16 protein-coding genes are annotated in these 13,848 nt (G+C 34.8%); 5 read left to right on the forward strand and 11 right to left on the reverse strand.

Annotation, left to right across the window (positions count from 1 at the left end):
* Window positions 1–20: 20 nt before the first annotated feature.
* Window positions 21–1,145, reverse strand: a complete 1,125-nt coding sequence (locus tag R4Y45_RS00525; RefSeq protein WP_339968205.1) for an LCP family glycopolymer transferase — start codon at window positions 1,143–1,145, stop codon at window positions 21–23.
* 152 nt (window positions 1,146–1,297) lie between these two features.
* Between R4Y45_RS00525 and pepF the strand changes: the two genes are divergently transcribed.
* Together pepF and R4Y45_RS00535 are read left to right on the forward strand one after the other, a co-directional pair.
* Window positions 1,298–3,112 (forward strand): oligoendopeptidase F, encoded by a 1,815-nt coding sequence (gene pepF / locus R4Y45_RS00530; RefSeq protein ID WP_339968208.1) that lies wholly within the window; start codon window positions 1,298–1,300, stop codon window positions 3,110–3,112.
* A 3-nt stretch (window positions 3,113–3,115) separates the two neighbouring features.
* Window positions 3,116–3,334 (forward strand): hypothetical protein, encoded by a 219-nt coding sequence (locus R4Y45_RS00535; RefSeq protein ID WP_339968210.1) that lies wholly within the window; start codon window positions 3,116–3,118, stop codon window positions 3,332–3,334.
* Window positions 3,335–3,340: 6 nt separating this feature from the next.
* On the opposite strand, the gene R4Y45_RS00540 is transcribed toward R4Y45_RS00535, so the two are convergent.
* On the reverse strand, window positions 3,341–3,802 hold the full coding sequence (locus tag R4Y45_RS00540; RefSeq protein WP_339968212.1) for a DUF2798 domain-containing protein: 462 nt from the start codon (window positions 3,800–3,802) through the stop codon (window positions 3,341–3,343).
* Window positions 3,803–3,953: 151 nt separating this feature from the next.
* On the opposite strand from R4Y45_RS00540, the gene R4Y45_RS00545 reads away from it, so the two are divergent.
* A complete protein-coding gene (locus R4Y45_RS00545; RefSeq protein ID WP_339968214.1) occupies window positions 3,954–4,421 on the forward strand; it encodes a glutathione peroxidase in 468 nt (155 codons plus the stop codon).
* 31 nt (window positions 4,422–4,452) lie between these two features.
* Here R4Y45_RS00545 and R4Y45_RS00550 read toward each other — a convergent pair whose 3' ends face one another.
* The 4 genes from R4Y45_RS00550 to R4Y45_RS00565 all read right to left on the reverse strand — a co-directional run bounded on the left by R4Y45_RS00550 (window position 4,453) and on the right by R4Y45_RS00565 (window position 6,559).
* The gene (locus R4Y45_RS00550) at window positions 4,453–4,926 is read right to left on the reverse strand and encodes a prolyl-tRNA synthetase associated domain-containing protein (protein ID WP_339968216.1); all 474 of its coding nucleotides are present in this window, start codon (window positions 4,924–4,926) and stop codon (window positions 4,453–4,455) included.
* Window positions 4,927–4,935: 9 nt separating this feature from the next.
* Entirely contained in the window at window positions 4,936–5,373 is a 438-nt protein-coding gene (locus tag R4Y45_RS00555; protein ID WP_339968218.1) for a hypothetical protein, read from the reverse strand.
* Between the two features lie 6 nt (window positions 5,374–5,379).
* Window positions 5,380–5,787 (reverse strand): hypothetical protein, encoded by a 408-nt coding sequence (locus R4Y45_RS00560; RefSeq protein ID WP_339968220.1) that lies wholly within the window; start codon window positions 5,785–5,787, stop codon window positions 5,380–5,382.
* 88 nt (window positions 5,788–5,875) lie between these two features.
* Window positions 5,876–6,559 carry a hypothetical protein gene (locus R4Y45_RS00565; RefSeq protein ID WP_339968222.1) on the reverse strand — a complete coding sequence of 228 codons (684 nt, stop codon included), beginning with the start codon at window positions 6,557–6,559 and terminating at the stop codon, window positions 5,876–5,878.
* A 194-nt stretch (window positions 6,560–6,753) separates the two neighbouring features.
* Here R4Y45_RS00565 and R4Y45_RS00570 point away from each other — a divergent pair, with 194 nt between their 5' ends.
* Window positions 6,754–7,479, forward strand: coding sequence for a gamma-glutamyl-gamma-aminobutyrate hydrolase family protein (locus R4Y45_RS00570; RefSeq protein WP_339968224.1), 726 nt, complete (start codon window positions 6,754–6,756; stop codon window positions 7,477–7,479).
* A 12-nt stretch (window positions 7,480–7,491) separates the two neighbouring features.
* Complete coding sequence (locus tag R4Y45_RS00575; protein WP_339968227.1) at window positions 7,492–8,877, forward strand: APC family permease; 1,386 nt, start codon at window positions 7,492–7,494, stop codon at window positions 8,875–8,877.
* A gap of 32 nt (window positions 8,878–8,909) precedes the next feature.
* Here R4Y45_RS00575 and R4Y45_RS00580 read toward each other — a convergent pair whose 3' ends face one another.
* The 5 genes from R4Y45_RS00580 to R4Y45_RS00600 all read right to left on the reverse strand — a co-directional run bounded on the left by R4Y45_RS00580 (window position 8,910) and on the right by R4Y45_RS00600 (window position 13,786).
* On the reverse strand, window positions 8,910–9,698 hold the full coding sequence (locus R4Y45_RS00580; protein WP_339968229.1) for a metal ABC transporter permease: 789 nt from the start codon (window positions 9,696–9,698) through the stop codon (window positions 8,910–8,912).
* Window positions 9,698–10,369: a metal ABC transporter ATP-binding protein gene (locus R4Y45_RS00585; RefSeq protein WP_339968231.1), complete on the reverse strand. Its 672-nt coding sequence runs from the start codon at window positions 10,367–10,369 to the stop codon at window positions 9,698–9,700. Before R4Y45_RS00585 ends, R4Y45_RS00580 begins: the two co-directional genes overlap by 1 nt.
* A 99-nt stretch (window positions 10,370–10,468) precedes the next feature.
* Window positions 10,469–11,383 (reverse strand): 1-phosphofructokinase, encoded by a 915-nt coding sequence (gene pfkB / locus R4Y45_RS00590; protein WP_339968233.1) that lies wholly within the window; start codon window positions 11,381–11,383, stop codon window positions 10,469–10,471.
* A gap of 100 nt (window positions 11,384–11,483) precedes the next feature.
* A complete protein-coding gene (locus R4Y45_RS00595) occupies window positions 11,484–12,236 on the reverse strand; it encodes an aspartate/glutamate racemase family protein (protein ID WP_339968235.1) in 753 nt (250 codons plus the stop codon).
* The gene (locus R4Y45_RS00600; protein ID WP_339968237.1) at window positions 12,236–13,786 is read right to left on the reverse strand and encodes a UDP-N-acetylmuramoyl-L-alanyl-D-glutamate--2,6-diaminopimelate ligase; all 1,551 of its coding nucleotides are present in this window, start codon (window positions 13,784–13,786) and stop codon (window positions 12,236–12,238) included. Before R4Y45_RS00600 ends, R4Y45_RS00595 begins: the two co-directional genes overlap by 1 nt.
* Between the last annotated feature and the right edge of the window lie 62 nt (window positions 13,787–13,848).

A 13,848-nucleotide genomic window follows, 5' to 3' on the forward strand; every position in this document is an offset into this window, starting at 1 on the left:
TTTTGTTTGTTTTCAAAAAACTAATGACTACTTGATTGAGAAGATGACTGTTGTTGGCTAGATTTTGGCAAATTCTTTAACTTTTCATCTGAGTAAATCGTATAGTTGTATTCCGCATCTAAATCCTTCCAGTCAACTTGTTTATTCAATTGATTCTGTTTAGTTTCAGTATTATCAACCGTTTCAGGTGAAAGTTCAAGATTTTGACGCAGTGCATTTGAAATACGCTGTAGTTCATCAGTTGAAGCTAATTGATAAGATCCCCCAGAAAGCCAAGCATCTTTACCATGAATATAATCAGAGCTAATGGATTGGGCAGCATGACGGTAATTGTTGAATAATCCTACCATGTTGTCAAAACTTAAATTTGTTTGCATATTTGATTTGATGACGTTAAAAATCGATTCAAAATTAGCAACCGAATCTAATGATAACGCTTTTTTGGCGATGGCTTCAATCACTTGACGTTGGCGTTTTTGTCGACCATAGTCTCCTTCTGGATCATCATAACGCATTCTAGTGTAATCTAGGGCCCCATGACCAGTTAGTGTGCGTGGTCCTTTTTCAAACTGTGTCCAGCCATAATAAAAGGCAAATGGCACATCTACCTCAACACCACCAATAGCATCAACAATATTTTCTAAAGCTCCCATATTAACGGTAACATAATAATCAATTGGAACATTTACTAATGAAGAGACAGTTTTCATTGCCAAGCTTGAACCACCAATATTATAAGCAGAGTTTACTTTTTGCATCCCTGTATTATCATCTTGTATCTCCGTCAACATGTCTCGAGGTACTGAGGTCAGAGTTGTTTGTTTAGTTTTAGGGTTGATTGTCGCTAAAATTAATGTATCTGAATTTCCACGATCATCACCTCGATCAAATGCTCCTGTATCCGTTCCCAAAAGTAAAATTGAAATCGGTTTTTGTTCTTCGATTGCTGTTGTTTGCTTGTTATCAACCGGATGATAAGTTTGATTAATCGCACTTTTAGCATGTAAATAAACTTTGGCTAAGTTAGCACCTGTTAAAGCAATAACTAACACCAGTGCTAATCCTAAAATATGAGTGAATTTTGTCTTTCTTTTCATTTTTTTGGTGCGTTTTAAGCTCTCATTGCGTTGATAATCATCTCTCATTAGATAAACCTCCCTATTTCCCTATTTATTCTATCTAAAATCAACGCTAAATGCATTGATTTTACTGATATTTATCAATCTTTTAGTTTTTTGATTAAATTTAAATGAATCTGTGGTACCCTATTCTTAATAATACGACAGGAGGATTTATTATGAGCGATGCATCACATTTACCAAAACGACAAGATGTTCCTAAAGAACTGACTTGGGACTTATCGCTTGTTTTCAAAACAGATGATGATTTTGAGCAAGCTTTCAAAGAGGTTGAAGCTGAAATCCCAAAAATTGAAGCTTTAGAAGAAACTTTAATTAGTTCAGCTGATAACTTACTCAATGGGATTACCGAAATTCTAGCCACTTGGCGTAAACTCGAAAAAGTTTATGTTTACGCTAGTATGAATAGTGATGTGGATACTAACAATGCCAAATACTTAGCTTTTGATGCTAAAGCAGGATCTTTAGCAGCTAAAGTCAGTGCTGCAACTGCCTTTTTAGTACCTACATTAATTCAACTATCAGATGATAAATTAGCACAATTTTACCAAGATAACGAAGAACTTAAACACTACGACCACTTCCTTGAAGAAGCTCGCAATGAAAAAGATCACACACTAGATGCTAAACAAGAACAACTTATTGCTGCTGCAGGCGATGCTTTTGGGGCATCAGCTAGCACTTTTAACGTTTTAACCAACTCTGACATGGAATATCCATTTGTGGAAGATGAAGATGGTTATATGGTTCAATTGTCCAACGGACTTTACAGTCGTTTACTTGAATCTGTTCATCAAGATGTCCGTCAAGGTGCGTTTGCAGGACTTTACCAAGCTTATGGCCAGTTCCAAAATACATTAGCTCAAACACTTTCAGGAGAAGTTAAACGTCATAATTACTTGGCTCAAACCCACAACTACCAAGATGCACGTGAGGCAGCTTTATCCCACACACATATCCCAACAACCGTTTACGATACATTAGTAGAAGAAGTTAATAACCATCTTCCTTTACTTCACCGTTACGTTAAACTTCGTAAGAAGCTACTGGATGTTGATGAACTTCATATGTACGATATGTATGTTTCTCTAATTGGTGAACCCCAGCTCTCTTATGATTATGAAAGTGCCAAAGCTGAAGCTAAAAAAGCACTAAGCGTTTTAGGGGAAGATTATTTAGAACACGTTGATGAAATTTTCAACAACCGTTATATCGATGTTGTCGAAAACAAAGGTAAACGTTCTGGTGCTTATTCAGGTGGTGCTTATGACACACCACCTTACCAATTATTAAACTGGCAAGATAACTTGGATAACTTATACACATTAGTTCACGAAACCGGACACTCTATGCACAGCTGGTATACGCGTCATAATCAACCTTATGTTTACGGTGATTATCCCATCTTCATTGCTGAAATTGCCTCAACAACTAACGAAAACTTGTTAACAGAATACTTGCTCAAACAAGTAAGTGACAAAAAAACACGTGCCTTTTTACTTAACCATTACTTAGACGGATTTAAGGGAACTGTTTTCCGTCAAACACAGTTTGCAGAATTTGAGCACTTTATCCACCAACAAGATCAAGCAGGTCAAGCTCTAACAGCTGACCTACTCAGTGATTATTATGGCGAATTAAACGCTCACTACTATGGTCCTGATGTGACACGTGATCCAGAAATTGCACTTGAATGGTCTCGTATTCCACACTTTTATATGAACTACTATGTTTATCAATATGCGACTGGTTTTGCGGCGGCTTCAACCCTTTCAGAAGGCATTATGAAGCAAGACCCACAAGCTATTGAAAACTACTTAAACTACTTAAAATCTGGTAGTTCAGATTACCCAATTGAAACCATGAAAAAAGCTGGTGTGGATATGACCAAACCAGACTACTTGAAAAAAGCATTTGCAATTTTTGAAGACCGTTTAAATGAACTTGAACAACTAATTGAAGAAGGATTCTAAAAAATGTTTTTCATTTTTGCTTTGCTTGTGATTCTTCAATTTTTAACAGGCAGAATTGACCACCGATTATTGCAACATATTATCCCTATTGGGTTAGTGATTGTTGTTGGTTATCGTTTGATAACCGTAAACCACCTGTTCACACTAAAAACTATTTTACTGACAATATTTGTGGTCATTTCACTTTATTTGACTTCATTTGTAGCAAAAAAGCTTAGATAATTTTATCTAAGCTTTTTTTGCGTCTGCGTTATTTTGAATTTTTTGTAAGAAGTAACGTGAAACTGGGCCGACAATAATTAACTGTAAAGGCAGTGCCATAATAAAGTTAAAGCCCCATGCTCTTAAGTATTTAGGCAAGATATCGCCATGAAGTTGACCTTGGGCAACTAGACCATAAATAGACATTAGCGTTACCATTCCTAAAACCATGAAAAATGATAGAGTGATAATCACTTGCCATTTCTTTTCTAAGTTAATCGGTAGTTTGAACGTGATTTTTTTCGCTAAAATTCCAACAATAAAATTATCTAAAATAAATGCAACAATGAATCCGGGAATAAATCCAATTAATACTCTATCAATTGCAAATGCATTGTGAATAGTCAAGTTGTAGGCACTCATTCCTAAAACCATCAATCCACACATAATTGTTCCAAAAATTAATTCTTCTTTGTGATTTCTTGGCATTAAACTCTCTCCTCTGTTTTAAACTCACTAGAGATTACAATAGCATAATAAAATTTTGCTCGTAAGTTTTTTTTTGAAATTTTTGACTATACAAAAAAGACTGCCAGGATTACAATTAGGACTAATTATAAATCAGAAAGGACGTCAATCAATGCCAACAATTTATGATTTTTCTTTAACTGAAATGAATGGTCAACCCATCAATTTATCAGATTACAAAGACAAAGTGCTATTAATTGTCAACACCGCTAGTAAATGTGGACTTGCACCACAACTTGAAACAATTGAACAATTATATCAAGACTATAAAGATAAGGGTTTTGCAGTGATTGGGTTGCCTTCTAATCAATTTCATCAAGAACTAGAAAACGATCAAGATACATCCGATTACTGTCAACGTCATTACGGCGTAACTTTTCCAATGACCAAAAAAGTAAAATTAAATGGTGATGAGGCTGATCCATTAATCAATTACTTGAAAGAGCAATCTGGTAAAGGTGCCATCAAGTGGAACTTTACTAAATTTTTAATTGGGAAATATGGACAACTTATTCACCGTTATGCACCTATGACTTCGCCTAAGAAAATGGAAGCTGAAATCGTACAAGCTTTAAAATAAAAAGAAGATGACCCTAAGGTCATCTTCTTTTTTATTTGATTAATCGATATTGATTACCCATTGCTTCAATTAAATTAATAAAGTCAGAGAATCTCACCATTATGGTCTGATGATTAACATTAGGATGGAACCCCAGTAATCGATTTTGATTAAGACTTTCATCAACAATGACTTGAACTTGATGATTTTCATCATTCAACAACCCAAATGGACTAACAGTTCCTGGTGTTAATTTTATCAATGATTTCATCAATTCCGGACTAGCAAATGACAATCTTTTTTCGCTAAGTTGAGTCGCAATTGACTTCAAGTCAGCTCTTTTATCACCGGCAATAACCAGCAAATAATAATGATTATTTTGCGTTTTTAGTAGTAAGTTTTTAACAGTTAATCCTGGAATAACAAAATCCGCTTCTTTAACTTTTTCGATTGCTGGATGATTAATAAGTTGATAATCGACTTTATGTTTATGCAAAAACGCAAACACACTATCATTGGGTAACATGGCTATCTCCTATTGTTTAGCTATTTTTAGTGAATAATAATTAATAAAGTAAAGAATTGATGCAGTCAGCGTTACAATTCTTCCAATTAGCGCAATTGAATTTGCTGCTTGAATATTTTTGATTGTCGTTGCTTGTTGCATAAATGGGTTAGAATCAAATGGATTCTGTGACCCATAAATCGTAAATGATGACGGTAATGTTTTGTCAGCATTCATCATGGCATATAGTGTTGCACCAGCAACAATTACTACACCTATTACCATCAAGATAGAAATCCAGTTCTTGACTTTTGGATTACTTGATTCAGAATCAAGCAATACCATGCTCATAATAATGATGATAACTGCTGCAAAAACCATTAACCACCCTGGCAATAGTAAAAAAACTAATCCTAAAATAGCATTAATTAACACAAAGTTAGATAAACTGCTGTTTTGTTTAGTCATAAACCACTATGCCTCTTCTTCAATTTTCATTACTTTATGATACTCAATAAACGCAAACACGACAGCTACTATTCTCAATACACCCACAATAGCTCCTAAAACTAAGACCAAATTAGCATCTTGTGATTGTAATAAACTTAAAGCATTAGTTTCAGCCGGTACTCTAGATGTCACAATGAAAAAGTTCCCCCAACTGATAATAGCACTAATAATTAGTAATACTGAGCTCACATTGATAGTGCGTAACTTATAATGTTTGTAGCTTTGGTACAAAACAAAAGCTGACGTCAAAGCAATAATGACATCTGTAAATCCTTTCAATGAGATTGTGTTTGACACCATTGGTAAAACTAGCAAAATATTAACAATAGCATTAAATAACAGCACCCATGCTGTTGAACGATATGTTTTCATTCTTAAATTCCTCCTTATTTTCATCATCGTAACATACTTTTTTGTATAATTGGCTGCTGCTATACTAAAAAAGACTAGCCACTAATAGCTAGTCTTTTGTTTCTTCAATTAATTTAGTGATTGATTCATTAATATTTTGATCGTTGTTATCTGGGCTCTTAAATCCCTTGGGACGTTTATATACATTGTCATCGTCTTTAAAGAACACACTTCCTGGGGCCACAAACATCCAAAAATCATCTTTAATACCATTAGTTCCAGTTGTAGCTTTATTCATAATACCTGCTAATTGATCGCCAACTTCGGGTAATTTAGTTCCGCTATACTCAACTGTAATCGTTTTATTTGATGGGGCTATTGGGGATTCGCCCATATTAGTTTTGAAATCACTTTCTTTAATATCGCCACCCGCAAATAAAACATTAATAGTCTGCCCGCGTAAACTTGGATCTCCTCGAAGAACTTTATCAACTTTGACCTTTGCCAAAGTCATTGGGTAGTTATCATAAGGAGCTGGTTGTACGCCTACAACATTACCACTGTAAACAAGATGACCACTTTGAATTAGCTCATCGAAATTTTTAGGATAGTAATAGTATGAGACCATCCAAGACATTTGTGTCTTGCTAGCCGCATAACTACCTTGGATAATATCACTTGATTTATTTTGATGACTCTCATTAGCCGCAAAACTACCTGGCATCACAAAATAAACCAAAGCTAGTAGTAAGACACTGAAAATAATCAGTGCTAATCCCCTTTTTTTATTCATCCATATCTCCCCCAAAAAAGCCAACACTAAGTTTTAACTTAATATTTCACTATACTACTTTATCTAATAATCAACAGTAACGCAATTTTATTACACAAAAATTTAATTCTTTTGTCAATTTGACTAGCAAAAAGTAAGTATAACACTTATTATTGAGATAATTAATCGAGTTTTACTATTTAGGAGGATTTTTTATGACACAACCCATTATTGGTATCTCAGGTAGCTTTATTACGGATGAGGGTGCTCCTTTTCCCGGATACAGACGTAGCTATGTTAACGAGGATTATGTCACTTCTGTGAGTGATAATGGTGGTATCCCTTTTATCATCCCATTAACTAATGACGCATCTGTTATTAAGCAACAAATTGATGCTGTCGATGCTTTAATTTTATCAGGTGGCCATGATGTTTCACCTCGTTTTTACCATGAAGAACCCAAGGCAAACTTAGGCGATATTAGCCCTGAACGTGATGAATTTGATTTTGCTTTACTGAAATACGCTGAAGAAAAACAAATTCCCGTGCTTGGAATTTGTCGTGGTGCTCAAATTATGAATGTCTTTCATGGTGGTTCTTTACATCAAGACCTCTCTTATCGATCAGAAGATAGTCTCAAACATAACCAACAAAAACATCCTGATATGACGACACACTCTGTTAACATTGCACCTGATTCAAAGCTGTTTGACAGTTTAAAAACAACTCAAACATTAGTTAATTCCTTTCACCATCAAGTTATCAATCAACTAGCTGATACATTTGTAGTCTCTGCTACTGCATCTGATGGTGTTATTGAAGGATTTGAAAGTCCTACTCACCCCTTCTTATTAGCAGTCCAGTGGCATCCCGAAATGCTACATCGTCGGTCTGAATTAATGAATCAGTTATTCAAATCACTCATTAATCATACAAAATAAGGGGAGTTTATCATGAGTAAGAAGTTAGGTTTTTGGTCGATTGTGCTACTGACAATCAACTCAATTATTGGATCAGGAATTTTTATTTCACCAGGTTCTGTTGTTAAAATGGCCGGGACTTACACCCCTATTGTGTATGTTGCTGCTGCCATCTTTGCTTCACTACTAGCCCTATCATTTGCTTCAGCAGCCAAATATGTTTCAAAAGGTGGGGCAGCTTACGCCTATGCCCGAACCGCATTTGGTCGAAACGTTGGTTTTTATGTTGGGATTACCCGTTTTATTGCCGCAAGTATTGCTTGGGGTGTAATGGCAACGAGTGTGGTTAAAACTGTTCTTGCTATTATGAAATTAGATAGTAGCAACTTTGGGTTGTTAACACTTGGTTTTATTATTTTGATGGCACTACTTTTGGTTATCAATTTGCTTGGTCCTAAAATTTTTGCCATTATTAATAACTTATCAACAATTGGGAAGCTATTAGCTTTATTAACGATTATCATTTTTGGTGTTTACATATTAATCAGTACAGGTGCTAACCATTTCTTGGATGTGAATAACTTCCAAAATGCTAATGGTCAGCCTTTAATTTCTTCACTTAATACCTCTACTTTTGTGATGGCTACTATTACAGCTTTTTACGCGTTAAATGGCTTTGAGAGCATTGCAAGTGGGTCAAATGATATGCAACAGCCCGAAAAGAACTTACCTAAAGCGCTACCACTTGGGATGCTTATTATTGCATTAATTTATATTGGGATTGTATCTATTTCAATGATGATTAATCCGCATGCTTTGGTGTTTAGTAATCAAGTTGTCGCTTTAGTTGATATCTTTGATAACGGTATCGTTAAAAACATTGTGCTTTATGGTGCATTAATTTCCATGTTCGGTATCAATGTCGCTTCTTCTTTCCACACACCACGTGTACTAGAAGCAATTGCTAAAGAAAAACAAATTCCAGCTATTTTTGCTAAACGTAATCAACAAAATATTCCATTCATTTCATTTTTGGTTACCATTGTCATTGCGATTGTGATTCCTATGGCTTTTCAATATAACATGACTAACATTATTATTATCAGCACTATATCTCGCTTTGTACAATTCATTGTGGTTCCTCTATCAGTTATGATGTTCTTTTATGGCAAAAACACTGAAAAAACACTTTCAACAGCTAAAAGAAATTTAGCAACTGATGTGATTGTTCCTGTTATTTCACTTGTTCTAACTGCCTTCTTATTGTTCAAATTTGATTGGGTAGGTCAATTTTCAATTGTCGATGCAACAGGTTCACATCTTAATCTTTATGCGATTTCAGCTATGATTATTGGCTACGTTATCTTACCAATTGTTTTATATTTATTTAATCGCAAATCGAAAACAAGTTTAGACTAAAAAAAATAAGCGTGTAAATACACGCTTATTTTTTATGCTCTTCTTTTAATGAGGTAAACCATAATATAAATAATCACTTCAATGGATGAAATAAAGAAAGTAACAGGCCAGTTGGTAATATAACTTAAATATAATCCGCCCCAAACACCAAGCAGAGCTAATCCGACAGACCAAGCAATCATTGATAAAACTGATTTACCTAAATATTTGGCGGTTGAAGCTGGCAATGTAATTAAAATAAATACCAGTAATGATCCCACGACCTGAGCCCCGACACTAACACTCATCGCTAGTAGGATTAAAAATAAAATCGAAATTAAGAACGTTGGCAATTTTTGAGCAGCGGCTCCAACCGTATCAAATGAATCAAATGCTAACCAACGATATAACACGAATACGGAAATTAGCACAATAACGGACAAGCCAATTAATTGATAAACACCTTGTTGATCAATACTGATGATACTACCAAATAAAATATTGGTGGCATATCTAGAACTTGCATTTGATAGTGATAAGAATAAAATTCCTAAACCAGTGAAAAAGGCGGAAACAACACTAATTGCTGTTTCTCGTTTTGAAGACTTCAAACTCAATGTCCCCACACTCACTGAACTTAATAAAGTAAAGAGCAACATTCCTAGCAAAGGCGAAATCCCCATAAATACCGCAAAAGAAGCACCTGCAAAGCCAATTTCAGACAATGTATGCGCCAAAAAGCTCAATTGACGGGCGATTACAAAAACGCCAATGATACCACTTACAATCGCAATAAATGTACTAGCAAAAAAAGCATTTCGCATAAATTCATAAGCAAACATTAACGTCCCACCCGACTTTCATCAAAGTTTTTAATTTTACCAGTTTCATAACTTCCTGGTTGCATAAAGATATAATCCTCCGTAAATTCTTTTGCTAGTTCAATATCGTGTGTCGCAAATAAAACGGTTATTTTTCGGGTTTCATTGAGTTGCTTAACTAGACTCATTAAACTCAACTTAGCTGTTGGATCAAGACTAGCTGTTGATTCATCCAAAATAATAAAATCAGGATTATCAATCAAGGCTTGTGCTAAATAAGCCCGTTGCTTTTCCCCACCAGACAATTCACCCATAGATGAGTTTTGAATGCTGGTCAGGTTAGTTTCTTGAATAATATGATTCACACTTTGTTTATAGGCTTTACTTTTAAATAACCCGGCATTCAATTGAATAAAGTTTTTAACAGATAAAGGATAGTCCTTATCAATATTACGAAATTGTGGCACATATCCGACTTTAATTGGTTCCCCATTTTCTTTCTTTGAGTAAGTCACATTTCCAGTTGTGGGCTGTAACATTTGCATGAGGACTCTAATTAGCGTCGTTTTTCCCACACCATTTTGACCAATTAAACTTGTTGTGGAACCTTCCTTTAACTTAAAAGATAAATCTTCAAAGACAGGTTGTCCCTCAAAAGAGACTGATAAATCTTTGACAGTTATAACATCCATTTATTCTGACACCTCGGTTGATTTAAATAGTAACTATTACGATATAACACTTTATCATAATATTAACAAAATGCCTACATGAAAACAAAAAATCGAGAATTAAATCTCGATTATTTCGACATGCTTCAATTGTTGATTGATTTGTGGTTCGGTTGCGATATCTTCTGTAAATGCCGTAGCACTCCCACAAGCAACGCCCATTTTGAAGGCTTCAATTGCATCTTGGGTTTGACTATAAGTCCCAACAAAACCTGCAACCATTGAATCACCGGCACCTACTGAATTAACGACTTTTCCTTCAAGTGGTTTCGCATAATAAACTTCGTCTTCTGTTATCAAGTAAGCACCGTCTCCTGCCATTGATACAATCACATTTTGTGCACCGAGTTGTTGTAATTTTCGTCCATGTTCAATAATAGCTTCTTGATTTGTAAAGGTTGTATCAAATATATCAGCTAGTTCATGATGATTGGGTTTGACCATTAACGGTTTTTTAGCTAGACAATCTAATAAACTTTGGCCACTTGTATCAAGTACAAATTGACTACCTTGTTCTTTAATCAAATCGATTAATTGGAAATAAAAATCATCAGGCAATCCTTTTGCCAAACTTCCTGACATCACCACAATATCGTCTGGTGTTAGTTGCGTTAGTTTTGTCTTAAAAGTATGTTGCTCTTGCATACTAATTTTAGGACCACTTGCATTAATTTCTGTTTCTTGATCTGCCTTAACTTTGACATTGATTCGGGTCTTTTCAAGAATAGTTGTGAAATCGCTTTTAATTTTCTTTTGATTTAATTGTTGCAATAATTCTTGTCCAGTTGACCCGCCAAGAAATCCTAATGCGCAGTTTTCAACATCCAATTGCGTCAAAATTTGGGAAACATTAATTCCTTTTCCACCTGCAAATAAAGTTGCCTCAGTCGCTCGATTGACCTCACCTAAGTTAAGTGAATCAAGTGACATCACGTAATCTAATGATGGGTTAACTGTAATTGTATATACTTTCAAAATCTCACACTCCTAAACCGTATAATACTGTAATACTAGCATAAAAAGTTTTGCACGATAATGCAAAAAAATAGTTTTAAAAAAGCTTAGACAATTTTGTCTAAGCTTTTTGATAATGATTAATAAGTGATTGCTTGTCTTGTCCTTTGCGAATACGAGTTGCCAAATCAATTGTAACATCTGCAATAATACTTTGAGCATCAATTACTTGATACTGATGATTGGAACCTTTTTCTTGTGCTAAGGATAACTCTGTACAACCTAAAACAATCACATTAACACCATAATCATCATGCATTTTTTGCAAAATTTGATGATAAAGAGCTACATCCACAATGCCTTTTTCTTTGATATTTTGATAGATTAACTCATCAACCAGTTCTTGAATTTCAGGACCACCAAGCACAACTTCTTTGCCCACTTTTTCAATTTCATTTTTATAAATGCCATCTGCAATTGTTCCACGAGTCGCAATTAATCCAATTTTTTCTTCCGTTGGATATTGTGAAACCATTTGTTTAATTGCAATGCGAGGCATATGTAGGATAGGTGCTTGGCTATTTTTTTGTAGTTCTTCATAAAAATAATGAGCCGTATTGCACACCATCACAATAAAATCAGGACCTAACTTGTTTTGTTGTTCGATATCCTCAATTAAATAAGGCAAAAAACTTTCGTGCTCACTAGGATTTAAAATGTACGATGTTCGGTCGGGTACAGTCGCATGATTGACTAAAATATAATTAAGGTAATCTTGATCACGACTTATTTTGACACGGTGATTGATTAAACGCACATAACTTTCAGTCGCAATCGTTCCCATACCGCCTAGTATACTAAAAAATGATCTCATTACTGAACATCCTGTGCGTTAATTGCAGCTTTAGCAATAACTTGATCAGTTTCATAAGGTGTGTCAATCCCTCTGACTTTTTGATAAGCATCATTTCCTTTACCTGCTAAGATAATCACATCATCTTTTTGGCTGGTTTGAAGAGCTTTTTCGATTGCTGTCTTTCGATCTAACTCAATTTCAACTGTTAATTGATCATGATGTAATTGTTCATCAATTTCGTTAGCAATGTCTTGTGGATTTTCAAATCCTGGATCATCAGTTGTTAAATAAACTTGGCTTGCAAATTCATTTAAAGCCGTCGCAAAATCTTTACGACGAGAAACGCCTTTATCACCAGGACTCCCCACGACAACCGTCATTTTAGGATTATTAAATTCGGTTTTTAAGAAGGATAATAACGCCCGCATACTAGCTAAATTATGAGCGTAATCAATGATAACGTTTGCGCCATTTTTTAGCTTCAATACTTGCATTCTTCCTGGAATTTGAACCTCTGAAATACCTTTTGCAATTTCAGATTGATCAACGCCAACTAGATTACCCGCAATAATTGATGCTGTAGCATTACTTTCGTTAAAATCACCAATTAAACTCAATTGGTAGTCACCTGAAATTTTAAGTTCAGGCTTTGCAGTTGTTACTTTGAATTGGGATTTTGCCATATCAAATTCGATATTTTCAAAAGTTACATCAATTGGTTTTTGATAAAAATGACTCTTAAGTTTATAGCTTTGACGACCATACGTGAAAATACTATCTGGATTGGTTGTCGTTTTTGCTGCCAAATAAATCTCATCAAAATGATCTGTTTCGGCATTAATAATCACTTTGCGAGAATTAACTAACAACTGTAACTTACAATGCAAGTAATCATCGAAGTTTGGATGTTCATTGGCACCAATATGATCAGGCGTAATATTCAAAAAGATACCTAAATCATAAGTTAAACCAAACACACGACTTTTCTTGTAAGCTTGTGAGGAAACCTCCATTACTAAGTGTGTCATCCCATTATCAGCTGACCTTCTCATATCACGGAATAAGTCAAGTGATTCAGGCGTTGTTAAATCTGATTTGAAGGTGTCCTCTGGCTTTGGACCTACAATACGATCAACCGTTGAAAATAAGGCTGTTTTGTTATTATTTTGTTGATCTAAAATTCCCTTTAAGAAATAAGAAGATGTCGTTTTACCTTTAGTTCCTGTAATCCCCACAACAAATAAATCATCTTGTGGATAGTTGAAAAAAGCTGCTGAAAGTAGTGCCATTGCTTTTTGAACATCCCGAACAATCAATGCGTGCATCCCATTACCTTCAATATGAGGCTGTTCAGCCACATAAGCAATCGCACCATTTTCACGTGCCATTGTCAGATAAGTCGGTCTGAATTTTTCACCCTTAATGAAGAATAAGGAATCAACATCTACATTACGTGAGTCATAGCTGATATTTTGAAATTCCATCGGAACTAAATCTTGAACTGCACTACTTTTAAGTAGATGGTGTTCTTTTAATATTAAAATGCTGGTTTGTAATGATAGTGTCATACATTTGACCCCTTAACTTGTTAATTTTACTCAATTATAAACTAATCCTTAACTTGTTTGAA

The sequence above is a fragment of the Holzapfeliella saturejae genome, from assembly GCF_037546065.1.
In the GTDB taxonomy this organism is placed as follows: domain Bacteria; phylum Bacillota; class Bacilli; order Lactobacillales; family Lactobacillaceae; genus Holzapfeliella; species Holzapfeliella saturejae.